The sequence below is a fragment of the Chryseobacterium flavum genome (genome assembly GCF_003385595.1).
GTDB lineage: Bacteria > Bacteroidota > Bacteroidia > Flavobacteriales > Weeksellaceae > Chryseobacterium > Chryseobacterium flavum.
This window is the reverse complement of record NZ_QNUE01000002.1, coordinates 30,300-49,353: the sequence shown is the minus strand read 5'-3', so window position 1 is coordinate 49,353 and position 19,054 is coordinate 30,300. Positions and strand designations below refer to the sequence as shown.

General features: G+C 36.5%; 15 protein-coding genes. 8 read left to right on the top strand and 7 right to left on the bottom strand.

Annotation, left to right across the window (positions count from 1 at the left end):
- From DRF59_RS02280 to DRF59_RS02250, 7 genes are read left to right on the top strand one after another with little or no spacing between them, the layout of a single operon-like run.
- Complete coding sequence (locus DRF59_RS02280; RefSeq protein WP_115956694.1) at positions 1-1,464, top strand: DUF4178 domain-containing protein; 1,464 nt, start codon at positions 1-3, stop codon at positions 1,462-1,464.
- A complete protein-coding gene (locus tag DRF59_RS02275) occupies positions 1,454-1,648 on the top strand; it encodes a hypothetical protein (protein WP_167456636.1) in 195 nt (64 codons plus the stop codon). Before DRF59_RS02280 ends, DRF59_RS02275 begins: the two co-directional genes overlap by 11 nt.
- A gap of 12 nt (positions 1,649-1,660) precedes the next feature.
- Positions 1,661-1,876, top strand: coding sequence for a DUF350 domain-containing protein (locus DRF59_RS02270; protein WP_115956693.1), 216 nt, complete (start codon positions 1,661-1,663; stop codon positions 1,874-1,876).
- Entirely contained in the window at positions 1,869-3,383 is a 1,515-nt protein-coding gene (locus DRF59_RS02265; protein ID WP_115956692.1) for a polyamine aminopropyltransferase, read from the top strand. The genes DRF59_RS02270 and DRF59_RS02265 overlap by 8 nt, the downstream gene beginning before the upstream one ends.
- On the top strand, positions 3,358-4,947 hold the full coding sequence (locus tag DRF59_RS02260) for an NAD(P)/FAD-dependent oxidoreductase (protein WP_115956691.1): 1,590 nt from the start codon (positions 3,358-3,360) through the stop codon (positions 4,945-4,947). The genes DRF59_RS02265 and DRF59_RS02260 overlap by 26 nt, the downstream gene beginning before the upstream one ends.
- A gap of 9 nt (positions 4,948-4,956) precedes the next feature.
- Complete coding sequence (locus tag DRF59_RS02255; RefSeq protein WP_115956690.1) at positions 4,957-5,982, top strand: hypothetical protein; 1,026 nt, start codon at positions 4,957-4,959, stop codon at positions 5,980-5,982.
- A 28-nt stretch (positions 5,983-6,010) separates the two neighbouring features.
- Positions 6,011-7,765, top strand: coding sequence for a discoidin domain-containing protein (locus DRF59_RS02250; protein ID WP_115956689.1), 1,755 nt, complete (start codon positions 6,011-6,013; stop codon positions 7,763-7,765).
- Positions 7,766-7,799: 34 nt separating this feature from the next.
- On the opposite strand, the gene DRF59_RS02245 is transcribed toward DRF59_RS02250, so the two are convergent.
- The 6 genes from DRF59_RS02245 to recJ all read right to left on the bottom strand — a co-directional run bounded on the left by DRF59_RS02245 (position 7,800) and on the right by recJ (position 16,347).
- Positions 7,800-8,654, bottom strand: coding sequence for an alpha/beta hydrolase (locus DRF59_RS02245; protein WP_115956688.1), 855 nt, complete (start codon positions 8,652-8,654; stop codon positions 7,800-7,802).
- A gap of 77 nt (positions 8,655-8,731) precedes the next feature.
- A complete protein-coding gene (locus tag DRF59_RS02240) occupies positions 8,732-10,984 on the bottom strand; it encodes a TonB-dependent receptor domain-containing protein (protein WP_115956687.1) in 2,253 nt (750 codons plus the stop codon).
- Positions 10,985-11,029: 45 nt separating this feature from the next.
- Positions 11,030-13,291, bottom strand: a complete 2,262-nt coding sequence (locus tag DRF59_RS02235) for an outer membrane beta-barrel family protein (protein WP_115957001.1) — start codon at positions 13,289-13,291, stop codon at positions 11,030-11,032.
- A gap of 244 nt (positions 13,292-13,535) precedes the next feature.
- Positions 13,536-13,877 (bottom strand): DUF3817 domain-containing protein, encoded by a 342-nt coding sequence (locus DRF59_RS02230; RefSeq protein WP_115956686.1) that lies wholly within the window; start codon positions 13,875-13,877, stop codon positions 13,536-13,538.
- A 70-nt stretch (positions 13,878-13,947) separates the two neighbouring features.
- Positions 13,948-14,532: a nicotinate (nicotinamide) nucleotide adenylyltransferase gene (gene nadD / locus DRF59_RS02225; RefSeq protein ID WP_115956685.1), complete on the bottom strand. Its 585-nt coding sequence runs from the start codon at positions 14,530-14,532 to the stop codon at positions 13,948-13,950.
- A 102-nt stretch (positions 14,533-14,634) separates the two neighbouring features.
- A complete protein-coding gene (gene recJ, locus DRF59_RS02220; RefSeq protein ID WP_115956684.1) occupies positions 14,635-16,347 on the bottom strand; it encodes a single-stranded-DNA-specific exonuclease RecJ in 1,713 nt (570 codons plus the stop codon).
- A gap of 107 nt (positions 16,348-16,454) precedes the next feature.
- On the opposite strand from recJ, the gene DRF59_RS02215 reads away from it, so the two are divergent.
- Complete coding sequence (locus DRF59_RS02215; protein WP_115956999.1) at positions 16,455-17,270, top strand: M48 family metallopeptidase; 816 nt, start codon at positions 16,455-16,457, stop codon at positions 17,268-17,270.
- A gap of 80 nt (positions 17,271-17,350) precedes the next feature.
- Here DRF59_RS02215 and DRF59_RS02210 read toward each other — a convergent pair whose 3' ends face one another.
- A complete protein-coding gene (locus tag DRF59_RS02210; protein ID WP_115956683.1) occupies positions 17,351-18,973 on the bottom strand; it encodes an ABC-F family ATP-binding cassette domain-containing protein in 1,623 nt (540 codons plus the stop codon).
- Positions 18,974-19,054 lie beyond the last annotated feature (81 nt).

The following is a 19,054-nucleotide window of genomic DNA, read 5'->3' as shown; positions in this document are numbered from 1 at the left end:
ATGCACTATGTCTGCCCAGCATGCGAATCCGAAAATACATTAGATCTCACCTTTCCTGTTGAAGAATACGTTTGTATGACCTGCTCCCATCTCATTGATGTAGCCTGGAACAAAAAAATTAAACATCTGAAAGTCCCAACTGAAAATGTTGTATTGGATGTCGGACAAAAAGGAAAAATTGACGGTACAGAATATACGGTCGTTGCGATTACTGTTAAAAAATACGGAAACAGTATTTTCTGGCGAGAATATTCTTTAAAAGACAGCAAAGGAAATGGTGCTTTCCTGAGTGAGAGCGATGGGCATTGGGTATTCCTGATCTCTATGCATCCTGATGATTTTAAAGGTAAAAATTCGAAATTACCCACCTATGCCGGACGAACCTATCGGTGGTACGAAAATACTCCATGCACTATTGATGCTGCAGCCGGATTTTTTGATGAACATCTGGATTTCACCATTGCTACCTACAAAGAATATGTTAACGGAACCCGTATGATCTCTCAGGAGAAGACCAGCAGAAAAAGCCAGTATTTCTATGGAGTTCACATTTCAAAATATGAAGTTAAGAAAGCTTTTAAAATAGCTAATCTGCCCAATTATACAGGAATAGGGATTGTTCAGCCCTATTATTTCGATATCAGGCAAGCCGTGAACATCTTTTGTGTGGCTGCATTAATGATTTGCCTGCTCCAGATGTATGTCTACACTTCAAGAACCAACGAAACCGTTTTTGCAGAGACCATCAATTTTGCAGATGTAAAAGACAAAGAGTTGGTCAGCAAAAGCTTTACCTTGTCCGGCGGTTCAGCTCCATTAAAGGTGAATGCTTTTTCAGGTGTTGATAATTCCTGGGCGAATGTTCAGCTAAGCCTTGTGAACGAAAATACCAACGAAATTATCTATACCTCCAAAGATATCGAACAGTATCATGGTTACGAAGGTGGGGAAAGCTGGACAGAAGGAAGTCAGTCTGAAGATTTTAACCTGTGTGGAGTAGGCTCCGGGAAATATCATTTCATTATTTCCGCCGAAAAAGAAGGAGGCTTACCCTCATTTTCAGGTCTTACATCTCCTGATTCGAAGGTCATGATTTCACGGGATAAATCAGGAACAATTGAGGTTACTGATATATTCAAGGTGCAGACCAAGACTTTTACAGACAGACAGACGCTGGAAAAAGATACATCAGAAGTAATCAGACTTGCCAAAGCATCGTTCGGAACTCAGAAACTGGATTCTCTGATTAATACTGAAGCCCTTAGACTTACTACAGACCCCATTTCAAACAATACCTATGTACAGCTCAAAGCAACCTGGCTTCCCGTTTCATTCTGGAACTTCGGAATTATTTTATTCATAATGATTGCTCTGTTTGTGGTGATGTGGATAGGAAAACATTACTTTAATGTAAACAAATGGAAGAATAGTTCAAACTCACCTTATCCTGCCAATGATAACTAATATAACCAATTACATAAGACAAAACTGGATACTCTGCCTGATCGGAGGATTTTTCATGACCTGGTTTGTATACCTTACATACCGGGGAAATCAGGTCTGCGACTGTGCCAAAACCGAAACATACCGCGACGGAACTACAAGAAGCCATTCCAGAGTAGGATTCTACAGATACTATCACAAATAAAAATATAAAACTATGGACAACATCAATTTCTTACCCATACTAAACTCGGTTCTTTATTCATTTTTAGGAATCGCCATTTTACTTGTATGTTATTTCATTATTGAAAAACTGACTCCTGAAAAAACATGGCACGAGATCGCCCAGAACAAAAATATAGCAATTGCTATTGTCTTCGCGGCATTTATTATCGGAATTTCAATGATCATAAGCGCAGCAATTCATGGATAAGAAGAGGATTCCTCTTGAGCTGCTTTTATTGTTTTCAGTATTCGTCATTGCTACATGTGGATTGATTTATGAGCTGGTGGCCGGAGCCCTGGCGAGCTATCTTTTAGGAGACTCTGTAAAGCAGTTTTCTTTCATTATCGGAGTGTATCTCTTTTCAATGGGAGTAGGTTCCTACCTTGCGAAATTCATCAAAGGAAATCTTATTGATAAATTCATTGAGATCGAAATCCTTGTAGGAATCGTAGGCGGAATCAGTTCTGTTGTGCTTTTTATTCTGTTTAATACACTGGCACATTTTGAAAGCGTTCTCTATCTCTTTGTCTTCTTCACCGGATGTCTTGTAGGAGTGGAAATCCCGCTTCTGATGAATATTTTAAAAGACAGGGTTCAATTTAAAGATTTAGTTTCAAACGTCTTTGCATTCGACTATATCGGAGCTTTATTGGCATCTATTCTTTTTCCACTGGTTTTGATTCCAAAATTAGGAATTGTCAAAACCCCTTTATTTTTTGGATTAATCAATATTTCCATTGCGATATTCCTGTGCTATTATCTTACAAAGGAATTATCAAAACCTCTATCACTCAAAGTAAAATCTCTTGCAGCATTTGTATTTCTTTTAGGACTTTTCATTTTCTCAGATACTATTTTATCCTATTCAGAAGAAAAGTTATATGGTGAAAATGTAGTCTATACCAAAAACTCACCCTATCAAAGAATCGTATTAACGAGAAACACTCACGAATTCCGTCTGTATTTAAACAACAACTTACAGTTTTCATCTACCGACGAATACCGTTATCATGAAGCTTTGGTACATCCTGCGATGTCTATGGCAAAAAATATAGATAATGTCCTGATTCTTGGAGGCGGTGATGGTTTTGCAGCAAGGGAAGTATTAAAATATAAAGACGTTAAAAAAATAACACTTGTGGATCTTGACGGTGAGATGACTCAGTTTTTCAAAACCAATGAAACTATGCGAAGGCTGAATCAAAGTTCTTTTTCCAATCCTAAAGTGGAAGTGATTAACAAAGATGCTTACATTTGGGTAAAAGAAAACAAAAAGAAGTTTGATGTCATTATCATAGATTTTCCGGACCCGTCCAATTACAGCTTGGGGAAACTTTACTCCTTACAATTTTATAAAGAACTGGAGAGATTGACAACTCTTGATACCAAGATTGTAGTTCAGACCACCTCTCCGTATTTTGCTCCGAAATCTTTCTGGTGTATTGAAAAAACAATCAATCAGATTTTTCCTTTCACAGCAGCATATCACACTTATGTTCCGTCTTTTGGCGAATGGGGATTTTCTATGGCTTCATTTGAACCCATCAACAACAGGATCTACAGAAAGCTGCCTGGATTAAAATATTATGATTACAATTTTTCACAGATGTCTTATTTTAGTAAAGATATGAAGGTGAAAGACGTAGAAGTTAACCGTCTGGATAACCAGATATTAGTCCGTTATTTTGATGAAGAGTGGGGGAAAGTACAGTAGAAAAGATTTTATTACAACTATATTTTTAGGTAGTCTTATGCTTCCCTTTTTGCAGTATTGCGGAAAGAAAGTAAAGTCATTGCTGCTGAAGATTACAGGGACAAATCATGTTCTTGGACATCGGCTTTGGGCAAAAGATTTTCCACAGTTTTCAGAAGTTATCCACACAAAATATCTTATTGTTGGTGGTGGGATTTCCGGACTTTCGGCATGTAGATTTTTCAGTCAGCATAATGAAAAAGATTATCTTCTTCTGGAAATGGAAAATCATCTTGGTGGCAATTCTTCCAACGGAGAAAACTCATTTTCAAAATTTCCTTTAGGGGCTCATTATTTACCATTACCGAACAAAGAGAATACAGAAATCATCGACTTTCTGAAAGAATGTGAAATCTGCTTAGGAACAGAAGAAAACGGAGAACCCATCCTTGATGAATACCAAATGACATTTCCACAACAGGAAAGACTGTTTTATAAAAATGCCTGGCAGAATGATATTGTTCCGCAAAGAGGAATTTCAGCACAAACTCAGCAAGATCTTACCCGCTTTTTTAAACTGATGGATGAGTTCCGTGTAAAGAAAGACACTGAAGAAAGATATTGGTTTGCTATTCCAGTACATGATTCCAGCAGAGAAGATGAGGTTGTAAAGCTTGAAAAAATCATTTTTAAAGACTGGCTCAAAGAAAATAATTTCCACTCGGAAGAACTTCTCTGGCTGCTGGATTATTCCTGCAGGGATGATTTTGGATTGGGAACAGACTACGTTTCGGCATGGGCAGGAATTCATTACTTTGCTGGTAGGAAAAATAACTGGAGTACAAAATATAAAGATCAGGTATTCACATGGCCGGAAGGAAATGCAAGACTGGCAAAACATCTTTCAAAATACACGGAGGGAAAACATATGCCGGGAAATCTTGTTTTTGATGTAAAAACCAATGATAAAGTTGAGGTCTTAAGTTTTGATAATTCTCAAAAGAAAACAAAAAAGATCATTGCGGATAAATTACTCTTTGCATCACCACAATTTGTGAATGAAAGAATTTTTAATCATAAAAAAGCATTTTCATTTCATTACGTGCCCTGGCTTTTAACAACTATTACATTGAAAAATGAATTTGGAGGAGATGAAGAGCTGGCCTGGGATAATGTGATCTACGGTTCTTCGGGATTAGGCTATATCTTCGACCAGCACCAGAATCTGAACCAGGTTATAGGCGAAAAAGTAATTACTCACTATAAAAGTTTTTCAACCGGAGACTGCAAGAAAGCAAGGAAAAAGCTCTACGCTATGAAGGAGCCTGAACTTAAAACTTTAGTTTTGGATGATCTGAAGAAAGCACATCCGTTGATAGAAGATTTTATTCTGGAAATGCAGTTCCATAAAATTGGACATGCCATGATCGCTCCGATTCCCAACCAGATTTTTGGAGAAGAAACCCAAAAAGCAAAAGAACCGATAGAAGGTAAAATTTTCTTTGCTCATTCCGATCTTTCGGGAATATCTATTTTTGAAGAAGCTTTTTATCAGGGAATCCGGACTGCAGAACAAATGATTTAAAATAATACAATGAAACAGCCGTGGATACATAACGCAAAAACAGACTGGTGGTTTATTTTATCGCCGCCTTTTCTGGTATTGATGATTATTTTTCTCTTTCAGAAACAGATTCAGGGGCTGGAAAATTACTATTCCTTTTATACCTGGCTTTTTCTGATCGTCTTCGTAGATGTAGCTCATGTATATTCCACGCTGTTTAAAACCTATTTTGTAAAAGGAGAGGTCCAGAGAAATAAGCTGCTGTACATGGGAATTCCTGTTCTGAGCTGGATATTGGGAATGATCCTGTTTCAGTTTGGAAGTCTGACCTTCTGGTCGGGCCTGGCATTGATTGCCGTTTTTCATTTTATACGGCAGCAATACGGATTTATGAGAATCTATGCGCGCTTTGAACCGAATAACTGGAGCAAAAAAATAGATGAGGTGGCTGTGTATTCCGCAACGATTTATCCGATGCTGTACTGGTTTAAAACGCCCCGAGCCTTCACCTGGTTTGTCAACAATGAGTTTGACTGGCTTCAGAATCTCCCAAACTATACTCCTTGGATGAGCATAATCTATTTTTCAATCCTGATCATTTGGATCATTAAAACTGTTTTTGAAGCTTGTAAAACCAAACAAATTAATGTCCCCAAAACAGCACTGATCACCGGAACTTTTCTTTCCTGGTATTTCGGAATTGTTTACTTTAACAATGATCTCCTTTTTACCTTTCTGAATGTGGTTTCTCATGGGATTCCTTACATCGCATTGATTTATATCCGGGAAATAAAGCAAAAAGAAAATCATCAGCTGAACCGGATGCAGATTTTTAAACCGTTTTCAGGAATATTCCTATTTGTCGGTGTCATTTTATTGTTTGCCTTTCTCGAAGAATTTTTGTGGGAAACACTTGTCTGGAATGAGCACTTTTCCCTGAATATGGTGATCTCAGAAAATCTCTTTCAGTTTCTGGTTCCTTTATTGGTTGTTCCGCAGCTCACTCATTATCTTCTGGACGGCTTTATTTGGAGAAAACCAAAAAAAGTTAGCTAACTTTGTCCGGAACGTTTAAAATCTGAAAATGAGACAATACTTTTTATTATTAACAATTTTTCTTGGAATTATTGTTGGAGCCCAGCAGAAAACATTTTGTAATCCTATTAATATTGATTATGGATATACTCCTTTCGAAGCCTTTTCAAAACAGGGAAAACATCGTGCTACTGCAGATCCGGTAATTGTCAATTTTAAAAATAAACTGTTCCTTTTCTCTACCAACCAGGAAGGATACTGGTACAGCGATGATATGCTGGACTGGAAGTTTGTGAAAAGGAAATTCCTCAGAGATAACAAATACATCCATGATCTTAATGCTCCGGCAGTCTGGGCAATGAAAGATACTTTATACGTGTATGGCTCTACCTGGGAACAGGATTTCCCGATCTGGAAAAGTACCAATCCCACCAAAGATGACTGGAAAATTGCTGTGGATACACTGAAGGTAGGAGCGTGGGATCCTGCATTCCATTATGATGAAGATAAGAATAAATTATATCTGTACTGGGGTTCAAGCAATGAATGGCCATTGCTGGGAACAGAAGTGAAAGTAAAAAATCTTCAGTCCGAAGGTTTCGTAAAACCGATTATTAAACTGAAACCTGAAGATCACGGATGGGAACGCTTCGGGGAATATAATGATAATGTTTTTCTTCAGCCTTTTGTAGAAGGAGCGTGGATGACAAAACATAATGGGAAATATTATATGCAGTATGGTGCTCCGGCAACAGAATTCAGCGGCTATTCCGATGGAGTATATGTAAGTAAGAACCCTTTGGAAGGCTTCGAATATCAGCAGCATAATCCTTTTTCTTATAAACCGGGCGGTTTTGCCAGAGGTGCGGGTCACGGAGCAACGTTTGAAGATAACTACAAGAACTGGTGGCACGTTTCTACAATTTTTATTTCAACTAAAAATAATTTTGAAAGAAGGCTGGGAATCTGGCCGGCCGGCTTTGATAAAGATGATGTGATGTATTGTAACACGGCCTATGGCGATTATCCGACTTACCTTCCGCAGTATGCACAGGGAAAAGATTTTACAAAAGGTCTTTTTGCAGGATGGATGCTCCTGAATTACAATAAGCCTGTTCAGGTTTCTTCTACCTTAGGAGGGTATCAGCCCAATTACGCGGTAGATGAGGATATCAAAACCTATTGGAGTGCGAAAACAGGGAATTCGGGAGAATGGTTTCAGACAGATTTGGGTGAAGTTTCTACGATTAATGCTATTCAGATCAATTATGCAGACCAGGATGCTGAATTTCTGGGTAAAACATTAGGTAAGATGCATCAGTATAAGATTTATGGTTCCAATGATGGTAAAAAGTGGAGTGTTATTGTTGATAAAAGTAAAAATAGCAAAGATGTCCCCCATGATTATATTGAGCTTGAAAAGCCTGCAAAGGCAAGGTATCTTAAAATGGAAAATCTTAAGATGCCAACCGGAAAATTTGCACTGAGCGGGTTTAGGGTATTCGGAAAAGGAGCAGGAGAAAAACCTAAAAAAGTAGAAGGCTTTGTTCCTTTAAGAGCTGATGCAAAGAAATTTGGAGAAAGAAGAAGTATATGGATGAAATGGCAGCAGAATCCTGATGCAGATGGCTATGTTATCTATTGGGGAAAATCTCCTGATAAGCTGTATGGTAGTATGATGGTGTATGGTAAAAATGAATATTTCTTTACCGGTGCGGACAGAGTCGATACATATTATTTTCAGATTGAAGCCTTCAATGCTAATGGAGTTTCAGAAAGAACAGAGATTTTTAAATCTGAATAGGATATAAAATAAACGCTTTGAATTTTCAAAGCGTTTATTTTTTTTCCATCTGCTTTAAGAACAGATCAATTTTATCAATCAGAAATCCATCATGTGGAGAATGATCCCAATCCAGATGTCCGCCCCTGAACTCATAAGTCTTATGCAGCACTTTATTCCTGTTAAGAACTGAGTCCAGGATTACTCCCTGTCTAAGTGGAACAACATGGTCTGTTACTCCATAATAAGACAACGTAGGAGGAGAATCTTCCCCGATCCAATAGATGGGGTTTGCAGAATTTAAGTGCGAAATACCAGGTTTCAATGATTGCGGATCCACAAGCCTTCTTTCTACAAACGAATATTCCTGATAATTCCTGAAACTGGAATCTGAAAGATCTGCGGGACCCACAATATTAATTACCGCTTTCACTTTTTTTAAAGCTCCGGACTGGTATGCATAAAGCATTGATAAATGCCCTCCGGCACTATTTCCAAGCAAGATGATATGCGGACTGTAATGAAGTTTTTTTTCCAGAAAAGCAGATGCAGCCTTGATGTCATCAATCTGATATGGTAAAGCATAGGTTGTCTCTGATGCCAATCTGTAATTAATATTAGCAAAAATATGATCTGGAAACTTTTTCATCAGGGAAAGAGTAAAGAAGGTAAGCTGGGACTTATTTCCGGCCCGCCATCCTCCACCGTGGATGATGATAAAAACATCTCTTTTTTGGGAAGGTTTTCCATAAGGGAGATAAAGATCCATGACTTGTTCCGCATCATTTCCATAATGGATATCTTCATTTTTTTCGAAATGAAGATTACCTATACTTACTTTTTTCTCTTTACAACTGATAAGCAGATAGAAGAGAAGGATTCCTGTAAAAATAAAAGATGAAGCCCTCATAGAACTTAAAGATAAAAAACCTGCTGATAAATCAACAGGTTTTGATACAAAATAATTGAATATGAAGAAAGATAATTTTATCTGGTTCTGCTTTTGATAGAGTCGGATGCCCCTTCGATATCTCTTACCTTTTTCACTTTCTGGTTTCCGAAATTATAGGTAAGGCTTACGGTGAAGTTTCTGTTATAGCGATTTTGGTGGATATAATTGTAATTCCCGTTTTCCTGGAAATCTTCAATTTTCACGATGTTGGTATTCAGTACATCATTTACATTGACTGCAAAAGTCCAGTCGTTCCACATTTTCTTAAGGCTGAGGTCTAAGCTCATTAAGCCTTTCAGCAATCCAAGCTCGATCTGCTGTTTATCCACGAAGAAATAATTAACTCCAAAGAACCATGTTTTCTTTTTATCAAGACGAATGGTGTTATTGGTCTGAATCAAAAGGCTGGTAGAATTTGTTTTGTTGGTATAAACAATATCTTTGCCCTCCTGGTTCCTGAACCGGTCTCCTGTGGTAGGATCCATATCAAGACTTCCATTATTGATATTATGCTGAACACCAATATTGAAGTTGGTTGTCCAGTATTGTTTGAAAAATGATTTCTGAATACCTATCATGGCAGACATTTCCTGTTTATTTCCAAAATTGGTTCTGATGTATCTCAATACCGGATTAGGACCTACTGTTCCGTCCGGTGAAACCGGGTAACCCTGCAACGGAACCTGAGTGATGGCATCTTTAATGTAAGAATGGTTTAAAATCAGGAAATATGAGTTTTTAAACATATAGGTAAGTTCCTGATTGTAAGTGGGAGATGCTTTTACAAATGGGTTATTCTGTGTATAATTATCATCTGTCAGAATATTCTTTACCGGATTGATTTCCCAGAAGCTAGGCCTTCTCATTCTGCTTGAAAAGGAATATGAAATATTGTTTTTATCATTGATTGCATAGTTGAAACTCAAATAAGGCAGGATATTGTTATAGTTTCTTTCAATCCTTTTAAGAGCTTCGGTAGGCGCATTATCTGAAGTTCCCAAACTATTTGTAATTTCATATCTGGCGCCTATTTTTCCGGAAATTTTATCTGAAAATTTCTTTTCTGCAGTTAGATAAACACCGTAAATATTTTCATCATAGATAAAGTGATTCGGTTTGGATTCAGTATCTTTTGCGGGATCAAAGAAATAACTTATGTTTTTAGAATCGTTGTCTGTTTTTGTTTTATTATAATTTCCTCCTACTGAAATTGTCAAATCATTTTTAAATTTCTGAATGTAATCTATCATTCCGGAGAAGTTATTAATGATCTGGGGAAGATCCTGAAATACTTGTGTAGTCATTTTTCCCAGCCCCATATTTACATCGGATGCATGCGTTCTGTTATCTGTAAACTGAAATCTTCTATAATTAAGATAAGCGGCATTTACATTAAGCTTGCTGCCTAAAGAATCGGTCTTCAGTTCATAATTCAGGTTCAGTGAATTGTTATAAGATCTCGAGTCTTCTTTATTTTTTGACCAGGTATATTTTGTTTCATCTTCTGTCTTGATGGTATTGAAAAGATTTACAGTAGAATTATAGCTTTTATTAGCCCATGTGTTCCAGGATAAGGCCAGATTACTTTTATCATTCAGCTGATAATCAATATTCAGGTAACCTCCGATATTTTTATTCGGATCGTCAATATCACCTTTTGATTCATTGGATGTTTTGGCTGTTCCGTTTCTTAGAGTATAGGTTTGTGCTTCAATATTCTCACCACCACTGAGACTGGCACTGATTCCTAATTTATCTTTTCTGTAATTGGCAGAAAAACTGGCCTGGCTTCCGTTGTATTTACTGGTCGTATTAGACATTCTCATGTTTCCGTTGAGACCATCACTCATTTTTTTCTTCAAAATGATATTGATGATTCCATCCGAAGATTCTACCTGATATTCACTTCCGGGAACAGTGATGACTTCAATTTTCTGGATATTCTCAGCTGGTGTATTTTTCAGGAACTGAACCAGTGATTCAGAATCCATATTTGTTTTTCTTCCGTTGATGTAGATTAATGCATTATTTTTTCCGGCTATCTTCAGGGTTTTATCGTCTGTTGATGATAATAAAGGGGTCTGTTTCAGAAGATCGAAAGTGGTATTTCCTTTAGCAACAGGAGATGCAGCAACATCATATACAAAACGGTCGCTTTGTTTTTTGAAAACCTGTTTGGTTAAGGTAATTCCTTCAATATTCTTTGTTTTTGTCGTATCAGATTTCTTTTCCTGGGCGTAGGCGCAGGTTCCGAATATGATCGCTATTGATAAGAGAGTACGTTTCATGTTGTTTTTAAGTATTAAGTGAAGTTGTAGTGATTTATTTTCGGATTATGTTCTTGATTTTACAGCATCATTTGCAGATTTCATTTCCCTTGCTTTTTTCAGTTTTTGGTTCCCGAAATTGTAAGTAATTCCGACGCTTATCAGTCTTGGATAATTGAAGTTGGTGATGTTATTATATTTTCCATTGGGCTGTACCCCTTTAAGGCGGTAAAAGCTTTGATTGAATAAGTCGTTAACTTCAGCTACGATGGTCCAGTCTCCTGCAATTTTTTTCAGATTGAAATCAAAGCTTTGTCTTGCTCCTATCGTACCTCCTTCCATGGCAGTCTTGCTGGCAAAGAAATAATTTACCCCTAAAAACCAGTCTTTTTTAGAAGACAGTCTGATGATATTATTGATGGTTACAGACATATTGTAGTTTTTAACATCGATGATATAAGGATCCAGTGATTCGGTTTCGTACTGACCTAATTGAGAAGTTGGATCTTCCCATACCCCGCCTTTGTAGGTTACATAACCTAAGTTGACAGAATAGTTGGTTGTCCAGATATCTTTGAACCATGATTTGTTCATTCCCAGGGTAAGTGCAAGCTCCCTGTTTTTGCCGTAATTGGTTCTTATATATCTTAAGAATCTTGTCGTTTCCATTATCATATTGCCAGCGGGATCGTACAGTATGTTCCCATTTTCATCCCTTTTTGGAGTTGTTAAAGTTCCTTGTAACGGAAGCATGTCAGAAGCAGATGCATCTTCCTCCATATTAAAACTAAGATTGGCATAGAATGCATTTTTGTACATATAATTAAGCTCCTGATTATAATATTTAGAAGCCAGTATAAAGGGGTTGTTCTGTGTATAATTGGTAGGAGTAAAGTAGGTTCTTGATGGATTGAGCTCCCAGAATCTCGGTCTTCTTATTCTGCTTGAAAATGTATAGCTTAAATTATGATCGGAATTGATTGCATAATTTAAATTCAGATAAGGAAGCAGATTGTTGTAATTTCTCTCAAATCCTGTTTTGTCTACAATATCTCCCGTGCTTCTGGTCATCTCATAGCGGGCACCTATTTTTCCTGATATTTTTTCAGTCAGTTTTCTTTCATAATTCAGATAAATTCCGATAATATTTTCTTTATAAATGAAATGATTGGTTTGCTTAGTATCTACCACAAAATCATTACCGATTAATTTGTCTTGTCTGGTATCGTTATCCGTATTGGTGTAGTTGTAGCTTACTCCCATCAGCCATGTGGCGCCTTTGGCTGTTTTTTTCAGATAGTCAATGTTGGCTGCATAGTTGTTGATGATCTGTGGTACCGCCTGATGCAATGCTGAGTATTTGTTAATCGTATCATTCGTTAAAGGAAAACTCTCATTGAAACTTACTTTGTCCCTGTTGAACCATAGGTAAGAAACGTTTGATGTAAGCTTACTCCCCAAAGAATCTGTTTTCATCTCATAATTCAGATTGAAAGAGTGGTTTCTGGTCTGTGCATCCTCATTATTGACTGTTCTGTTATTTAATACTCCGTTTTGCCAGTTGGTAATATCCAGCACAGAATTGAAACTTTTATTATATCTCATGTTGTATGAAAATCCAAGACTGTGTTTTTTATTGATCTCATAATCAATATTGAAGCCTCCTCCAAAATTTTTATTGGGATCATCATTAAATCCATAAGATTCATTTCTGAAAGTAGGATCTCCGTTAGACAGAGTGTATCTTTGTCTGTCTGTCCAGCTACCGGTTCTGAAATTAGAATTTCCCGACCACTTACCTTGTCTGAAATTAAAAGAAGCCCCTGCATTGGGATTATTGTAATAAGCTTGTTCGTTCTGCATCTTCAGCGTTCCGTTGTAGCCGTTATTTTTGTTTTTTTTCATTACAATATTGATGACTCCTTCTTTGGATTCAACCTGGAATTCACTTCCGGGAACTGTAATGACTTCAATTTTCTGAATATCTTCAGACGGAGTAGATTTCAGCATTTCAATCAATGCCTCAGAATCCATATTGGTTTTTTTATTATTGATGTAGATCACTGCATCATTTTTTCCTAAGATCTTCAATGTTTTTCCATCGATGCTGGAAATCATCGGAGTTTGCTTTAAAAGATTAAAAGTATTGGTTCCTTTTGCAATAGGAGATGAGGCTACATCATAGATCAGACGGTCTCCTTGTTTTTTGAAAACCTGTTTCTTAATGTTGATCGCTTCAATATTCTTTACTTTCAGGCTGTCTTTTGATTGCTGAGCAGTAACAAAACCGCTGAAAAATATGGCTGCAATGAGAATTTGAGTTTTCATGATCATTATTTTTTAATCGTTAATAGCTTGTATGAATAATTATTTAACATTACAAAGATATATAATAAATTTAGTATCATGCAATACAAAGTACTTAAAAATAATTAATTCAATTTATAACTTATTGGTTTTTAGGGTGTAAAAATTAAATTAAAAAAATAAGTAAATTGATTTTTCTACATAATAAGACAACTATAACCCTAGTTTTGTTACAATAAAATTTAAAAAATGTGAAAAAAATAAATTATTCTCTATCGAAACGAGCTAATTTTTTATCTACCCAAATGGTGGCAAAAGGAAAAAATGCCGCTAGTAAAGCAAATACAAAATCTTCATCATCCCATTTAAAAATTTTTCTGACCGGGATGCAAAATAACAGATAAAGAGAAAAAAACAATCCGTGGATATTGCCTACAATAATGATAAAAATAGTTGGAAGAAGCCCTTCATCATCGTATCTTTTCCAGATCATAGCAACCCCGTAAAGCAAAAAACAGGTAATAGCTTCTGCTACACAGATTTGTTTAAACCATTTAATTACCTTATCCTGCGGGTATTTTGTGAAAAATTTTTCGATGAAGTTCATGTTCTATTATTATAAGTTTGAAGAAAGTACAAGTCTATTGTCCCTGCTTCAGCTTTAATTCTGTACAAAATTACTTATAAAAACTGCTTCCGTCCAAATACTCAAATACTTCAGGGGGAAGCATAGGCCTTACATTTTTACCGTTTTTAATCATATTACGGATTTCTGTAGCTGAAAGCTCTATCACAGGAGCTTTTATAAGAGAAATATTTTCATGTTGAAGATATTCGGAATCTTTTTTCTCACCCTCAAAAACTCTTGGATAAACAATAATATGATGATTTTTGATCAGGATATCAGAATTTTTCCATTTATGAAGACTATCAAGGTTATCTTCTCCCATAATGAGGCTGAAAGAATAATCAGGATATTTTTCGTGCAGATAGGTAAGAGTGTCAATAGTGTAACTCGGTTTCGGAAGAGAGAACTCAACATTGGACGCTCTCATATTGGGGTAATTTTTCACTGCCAGCTGTACCATATCCAGTCTGTTATGATCCTTTAGTAAAGATTTTTTATCCTTAAAAGGGTTTTGAGGACTGACCACAAACCATAATTCATCCATATCGGAATTCTCTAAGATATAATTGGCTAAAATAAGATGTCCGATATGTATTGGATTGAATGATCCGAAAAATAAACCGATTTTTTTCATTTTTTAAAGATTAAATCAGAGGAATTGGTACTTAGGAACTTGAAGCTTTTAATTACTGCATGAACACTTTTAATATTTCGGGTTTTCGATTATTGATAACTCCTAATCCCTGAACTTTACATCTTTTATATTCAGATAATGGGTTACATTTCCCTTCCAGTGATTTTCTTCCAGCGTAAAAGCAAGATCAAAATTTTTATTTTTAAAATCTTCTGCAAATTGTCCTAATTTAAAGCCGACACATTCAATATTACGCCCTGTGGATTCCTGTTTTATATAAAACTTCAGATGATTGTTATCTTTTCCCATTGTTTTTACATATCCCGAAAGTTTCTGGTTGGTAAGTGTAAAAATAGGCTTCATGTTATGGGGTCCGAAAGGAGCCAGCTTTCGATGAAAATTAATGAATTCACGGTTGATCTCATCAATTTTAATCTCAGAATCTATGGTGATGGAAGGTTCCTTTTGGTGTTCCTGGATTTTCTCGGAAACTATCCTTTCAAACTTTTCTTTGAATGCATCAAACTTTTCTTTTTCCATGGATAGCCCTGCCGCAGCATGATGCCCTCCGAATTTCAAAAAATATTCAGAGCACATGTCCAGGGCTTCATGTACATCAAAATCAGAAACAGATCTCGCAGAAGCTACCATTTCTCCATTGTTTCCATCGGTGAAAACAAGGGTAGGCTTATAATACGTTTCAATAAGTCTGGATGCAACGATCCCAATAACTCCCTTATTCCATTCAGGATGATAAACAATTGTAGTATATTTGGTTTCCTGCTGAGACTCAATAATTTGATTCAGAGCAGAAAGGGTAGAATTCATATCCAGTTCACGCCTTTCATCATTAAGGTTCATGATGTCATTCACAATCTGGTTTGCATGTTTGAGATTATCCGAAACCATAAGCTCAACAGCGGCTTTCCCATGTGAAATCCTTCCGGCAGCATTAATTTTAGGGGCAATTTCAAAAACAATATTTGAAATTTCAAAATGGGAAAGCTTATCTTCCGGGATCAGTAATCTTAAACCCAGGTTTCTGGTCTTTCTCAGAGTCTTTAGCCCCATTTTTGCCAATACTCTGTTCTCTCCTGTCATGGAAACAATATCGGCTGCAATTGAAATTGCCAGAAGATCAGTAAGTTCAAATAATTCGGCTTCCGGGAGTTTATAGATGGTATTTAATCCCTGGCATAACTTAAAACCAACACCACATCCTGAAAGTTCTTTGAAGGGATATCGGCAGTCGCTTCTTTTAGGATCAAGTACAGCTGCTGCGACAGGAATTTCCTCACCGGGAAGGTGGTGGTCGCAGATGATAAAATCTATTCCGAGGTTTTCAGCATATTTTACCATATCTATTGCCTTGATTCCACAATCGAGGGCAATGATTAATGAGAATCCGTTTTCCTTGGCAAAATCAATTCCTTCAGTGGAAATTCCATACCCTTCGGAGTTTCGGTCAGGAATATAGTAATCCAGATATTTCTTTTCTACAATTTTGCTGAGATAAAGATACATCAGGGCAACTGCTGTAGTTCCGTCTACATCATAATCACCATATACCAATATTTTTTCTCCATTTTCAATAGCGGTAGCAATACGCTCTACAGCTTTTTGCATATCTGCCATTAAAAAAGGATTGTGTATATCGTTAAGGTTTGGTTTAAAAAATTCTCTGGCCTTTTGATAATTGTCAATTCCCCTTAGAACGAGGAGTTTAGATTCAAAAGTACCAAAACCAAGTGACGAACTTAGTCTGTCCACAACTTCCTCATCGGGTTCGGGCTTATAAATCCATTTTTGACTCATTTCACAAAAATAAGGAAAAAAAATAGCATTGTGAAGAGATAGAGAATGAAGTTTTGACTTAATAATTGTTAAAAAATGGTTATCTTCGTGCTCCAAATTAAATGACTATGAAAAAAATTACTTTATGTCTTATTTTATTAGTAGGGACTTCATATTCCATCAATGCACAGAAAATTAATCTTGGCAAAGCTGCCGGAATTGTTTCCAATGGTGCAAAAGCTTTAACATTTACTAACGGGGATGCAATTAAATTATCTAAAGAATCTGTAGATTGGATGGATAAAAACAATCCTGTAGCAGGACCAAAAGACCCTTATACAGTCAGGCTGAACAAGTTATTTGGAAAGCACAAATCTCAGGACGGGCTGAACCTGAACTATAAAGTCTATAAAGTAAAAGACATCAATGCATTTGCCTGCGCAGATGGAAGCGTAAGAGTATTTTCATCTTTAATGGATATCATGACAGATAATGAATTGCTGGCGGTAATTGGTCATGAAATAGGTCACGTTAAAAATCAGGATACAAAAGACGCTATGAAATCTGCATACATGAAGGCAGCTGCGCTGGATGCTGCTTCTTCTGCTTCTTCCACAGTAGCGGCTCTTAATGACAGCCAGGTTGGAAAAATGGCTAATGCTTTCCTGGATGCATCCCACAGTAAAAAGCAGGAATCTGAAGCGGATACTTATTCCTATGATTTTATGAAAGCAAACAAATATGACGTAGTAGGAGCATATACGGCTTTTAAAAAATTAGCGCTGCTTTCACAGGGAAGTACTCAGACTGGTTTTGAGAAAATGTTTAATTCCCATCCGGATAGTGAAAAAAGAGCTCAGGCAATTAAGAAAAGAGCAGAGAAGGACGGATTGTGGAAAGATCCCGGAACGGTTTCTCTTCCTGCCTCAAAACTCACGAAATAATTATTTATTTATTGTTTAAACAAAAATACCTCAAAGAATTTGCTTTGAGGTATTTTTATAATTATAACTATGCTGTCTGATTAAGAATACATCTGTTCTCTTAATTCTTTTACCTTTTTATCAGCAAGGTATTCATCATAGGTCATTTCTCTGTCAATGATTCCTTTCGGAGTCAGTTCAATAATCCTGTTACAAACTGTCTGAAGCATTTCGTGGTCATGGGATGCCAGTAAAATGTTTCCTTTGAAGTTAGATAAGGAATTGTTCAGGGTTGTAATACTTTCAAGGTCTAAGTGGTTGGTTGGCTCATCTAATAAAAGTACATTTGCTTTCTGTAGCATCATTCTGCTGAACATACATCTCATCTTTTCTCCTCCTGAAAGCACTTTACAAGATTTTAATGCTTCATCTCCCGAGAAAAGCATTCTTCCTAAGAATCCTCTTACAAATTCTTCGTGACGTTCTTCATCATTTTTTGTAAATTGTCGTAACCAGTCAACCAGGCTTTGATCTTCCTGGAAGAAATTTGTATTATCCAAAGGCATATGAGATTGGGTTGTAGTAACTCCCCAGGCAAATGTTCCTTTATCAGCTTCTGCGTTTCCTGCCAAAATTTCAAAAAACTCTGTAATTGCAAGAGAGTTTCTAGAAAGCACAGCCACTTTATCTCCTTTTTTAAGATTCAGATCAATGTTTGAGAATAATAATTCTCCGTCTTTGGTCTTTTCAAGTCCTTTAACATCTAAAATCTGATCCCCAGCTTCTCTTTCCATTTCAAAAATGATGGCCGGATATCTTCTTGATGAAGGTTTAATATCATCAATATTAAGTTTGTCAATCATTTTCTTTCTTGCTGTAGCCTGTTTAGCTTTAGCAACGTTTGAACTAAATCTTGCAATGAAATCCTGAAGTTCTTTTTTCTTTTCTTCAGCTTTTTTATTAGCCTGGGCTCTCTGTCTTGTTGCTAACTGAGATGCCTGATACCAGAAAGAGTAGTTACCTGTATACAGATTAAGTTTAGAATAATCCAGATCCCCGATATGGGTACAAACCGTATCAAGGAAGTGACGGTCGTGAGAAACTACAATTACTGTATTTTCATAATCAGCAAGGAAATCTTCCAGCCATGAGATCGTATCAATATCAAGGTCATTGGTAGGCTCATCCAGGATTAACACATCAGGATTACCAAACAGAGCCTGAGCTAAAAGAACTTTTACTTTGTCCTTATTCTCAAGTTCTCCCATTAACTGCCAGTGCATATCTTCTGTAATCCCTACATTTGAAAGCATGGTCTGTGCATCAGATTCTGCAGTCCATCCACCCATTTCATCATAGATTACACCAAGTTCACCGGCTTTGATACCATCTTCATCAGAGAAATCTTCTTTTGCGTATAACGCATCCATTTCCTCTTTTATCTCAAATAATTTCTTGTTTCCTCTCAAAACAGCTTCAAGAACAGTATACTGATCATAAGCAAAGTGATCCTGCTCCAAAACTGACATTCTTTTTCCTGGCTCCAGAGATACATTTCCAGTTGTCGGATCCTGCTTTCCTGTTAATATTTTAAGGAATGTAGACTTTCCCGCACCGTTTGCTCCGATGATTCCGTAGCAGTTTCCTTTGGTAAACATAATATTTACCTCGTCAAAAAGAACTCTTTTCCCGAATTGTAAAGATAAGTTAGATACTGTTAACATATAGTTTTGTAAATTTGGCGCAAAAATACGAAAAGAATTTGGGTATTCTGTAATATTATAATAGTCAAGTTTTTAAATGTA